Genomic DNA, 2,944 nt, shown 5'->3' with positions numbered 1-2,944 from the left:
GCACGGGTCGGTGGCCGGCACCGCCCTCGAGGTGCCCGACGACCTCGTCCGCCTGTCCGTCGGCATCGAGGATGCCGACGACCTGCTCGCGGACCTCGCGCGCGCGCTCGACCACTCGCAGGGGAGCCAGTCATGACCGTGCCCACGCCGCCCACGCCGCCCACGCCGAGCTTCGACGCCGCGCAGTCCGTCCCGCCGTCGGTGCAGCGCGCCGCGGCCTGGTCCTGGCGGCTGCTGCTGATCGTGGCGGCCGCCGCCGTCGGCGTGTACGCGATCGGCGCGCTCAAGGTCGTCATCGTCCCCATCGCGGTCGCGGTCCTCATCACCATCCTGCTCACGCCCGTCGTGTCGTTCTTCCAGCGGAAGCTCAAGATGTCGCGTGCGCTGGCCAGCGGCGTGGCGCTCGTCGGGCTGATCATCCTGGTCGCGGCCCTGCTGACGGTCGCCGGCGCCTCGATCGTGCGCGGCTTCGGCGACCTGGGCGACCAGGCGCGCGAGGGCGTCGACAAGGTGACCGAGTGGCTGGCCACGGGCCCGCTCGGTCTCACCACCGACGACCTGACGAAGTGGGCCGACAAGCTGCAGGACCTCGCGAGCTCGTCGGGCGGCTCGGGCATCGTCGCGGGCGCGCTGCACGGCGCCGTGACGGTGGGGCACGTCGCGGCCGGCGCGCTGATCGCCGTGTTCTGCACGTTCTTCTTCCTGCTCGACGGCCGCACCATCTGGTCCTGGGTCGTCGGCCTGCTGCCGCGCGGCACGCGTGAGCACGTCCACCAGGCCGCTCGTCGCGGGCTCGTCACGCTCGGCGCCTACACGCGCACGCAGATCCTGGTCGCCGCGGTCGACGCGCTCGGCATCGGCATCGGTGCGGCGATCCTGCACGTCCCGCTGGCCCTGCCGCTCGCGATCCTCGTATTCCTCGGCTCGTTCATCCCGATCGTCGGCGCGCTGCTGACGGGCACGATCGCGGTGCTCGTCGCGCTCGTCGCGCAGGGCCCGGTGGTCGCGCTGATCATGCTCGGCGTGGTGCTGCTCGTCCAGCAGCTCGAGGGCCACGTGCTGCAGCCGTTCCTCATGGGCCACGCGGTCTCGCTGCACCCGGTCGCGGTGCTGCTCGCGGTGGCGGCCGGCTCGTTCGTCGCGGGCATCCTCGGTGCGCTGTTCGCCGTGCCGATCGTCGCGGTCATCAACACCGTCGTCCTCTACCTGCACGGGCACGACAAGTTCCCACAGCTGGGCACCGACGACCACGTCGCGGTGCGGGGGCGCGGGCACCCCGCGCTCGACCTGTCGATCGCCCAGGTCGCCGAGAACACGGCCGCGAACGCCGCGTCCGACGAGGAGCTGGGCGCCGACCCCGCGGTCGGCAAGGACGCGTCCCCGGTAGCCGAGGACGGCAAGTGACGACCCTGGCCGACGTCCGCACCGCGAACGAGCTGCTCGAGGGCGTGATCGAGCGCACGCCCGTCGAGTCCAGCCGGGCGCTGTCGCAGATCGCGGGCGCCCAGGTGTGGCTCAAGTGCGAGAACCTGCAGCGCGCGGGGTCGTTCAAGATCCGCGGTGCGTACACGCGGATGTCGGGGCTGACGTCCGACGAGCGGGCCCGTGGCGTCGTCGCGGCGAGCGCCGGCAACCACGCGCAGGGCGTCGCGCTCGCGGCCCGGCTGCTCGGGATCGACGCCGTCGTGTTCATGCCCGTCGAGGCGGCACTGCCGAAGCTGGCCGCGACCCGTGAGTACGGCGCGCGCGTCGAGCTCGTCGGGCACAGCGTCGACGACGCCCTCGTGCACGCGCGGGAGTACGCCGAGCGCACCGGCGCCGTCCTCATCCACCCGTTCGACCATCCCGACGTCATCGCGGGGCAGGGGACCATCGCGCTCGAGATCCTCGAGCAGGTGCCCGACGTCGCGACGATCATCGTCCCGGTCGGCGGCGGCGGCCTCGCGGCTGGTGTTGTCACCACCGTGCGCGAGCTCGCGCCGCACGTGCGCGTGGTCGGCGTCCAGGCCGCGCGCGCCGCGGCCTACCCCGCGTCGCTCTCGTCGGGCGAGCCGATCCGGGCAGCCGAGATGCGCACGATGGCGGACGGCATCGCCGTGGGGATGCCCGGCGCCGCGCCGTTCGCCGTGCTGCGCGACGCGGGGACCGAGATCCGGACCGTGTCCGAGGAGGACCTCTCCCGCGGGGTGCTGCTCGTGGCGGAGCGCGCGAAGCTGCTCGTCGAGCCGTCCGGGGCGGCGGCGGTCGCGGCACTCATGGCCACGCCCGGGGAGTTCGAGGGGCCGGTCGTCGCGATCCTCTCGGGCGGCAACATCGACCCACAGGTGCTGCTGCGCGTGGTGCGGCACGGGCTCGCGTCCGCGGGGCGGTTCCTGTGGCTGCACCTGCGCATCGACGACCGCCCGTTCGCGCTGGCCGACGTGCTGCGCGAGCTGGCCAGCACCGGGGCGAACGTCATGCACGTCTCGCACGTGCGCACGCAGGGCGAGCTCGCGGTCGACGAGGTGGCGATCGAGGTGCAGGTCGAGACCAAGGGCCCCGACCACTGCGCCCAGGTGATGCACCACCTCCGCTCCCACGGCTACCGCCTCACCGACTGACCCGCCGACCGAAGGCCCGCGCCGCGCCGCCCTCGCCGCCGCCTCGCCGCGCACGAGGTCGCCGCCCCAGCGACGGAGTCGCACCCCGTCCGCGGTCAACTCGGCGATTCCGCATCACTCGCCGATTCAGACCGGCGAGGTGATGCGGAATCGGCGACCCGTCGGCGTCGGCGAGCCGGCGGGAGCCCGGCCTCACCCTGCGCGAGTCGCCGACGTCACGGTGATTCGCCGTCATCACGGTGGTTGCGATCACCGTGACGATGCGGAATCACCGTCATGACGGCACCAGGTGGCGGAGGCCCGGGGGCCGGGACGGCGACGGCGCCCGACCCCGGAAGGGGCGG

3 protein-coding genes are annotated in these 2,944 nt (G+C 73.8%); all 3 read left to right on the top strand.

Annotated features, from left to right (window positions below):
• A partial coding sequence (locus D1825_RS00545; protein ID WP_199721435.1) for a PLP-dependent transferase occupies nt 1-136 on the top strand: 136 nt, incomplete at its 5' end.
• On the top strand, nt 133-1,404 hold the full coding sequence (locus D1825_RS00540; protein ID WP_118765595.1) for an AI-2E family transporter: 1,272 nt from the start codon (nt 133-135) through the stop codon (nt 1,402-1,404). The genes D1825_RS00545 and D1825_RS00540, both read left to right, overlap by 4 nt.
• Nucleotides 1,401-2,600 carry a threonine ammonia-lyase gene (gene ilvA, locus D1825_RS00535; protein WP_118765594.1) on the top strand — a complete coding sequence of 400 codons (1,200 nt, stop codon included), beginning with the start codon at nt 1,401-1,403 and terminating at the stop codon, nt 2,598-2,600. The genes D1825_RS00540 and ilvA overlap by 4 nt, the downstream gene beginning before the upstream one ends.
• Nucleotides 2,601-2,944: the final 344 nt, after the last annotated feature.

Origin of the sequence: Cellulomonas rhizosphaerae (assembly GCF_003470205.1) — a bacterium.
In the GTDB taxonomy this organism is placed as follows: domain Bacteria; phylum Actinomycetota; class Actinomycetes; order Actinomycetales; family Cellulomonadaceae; genus Cellulomonas; species Cellulomonas rhizosphaerae.
Note: the sequence above shows the minus strand (reverse complement) of the source record. Positions and strands in the feature narration are given on the sequence as shown.

Bases quoted from the DNA above. Each gene is read 5' to 3' on its own strand.
- D1825_RS00540 (WP_118765595.1), top strand. From the start codon at position 133: ATGACCGTGCCCACGCCGCCCACGCCGCCCACGCCGAGCTTCGACGCC.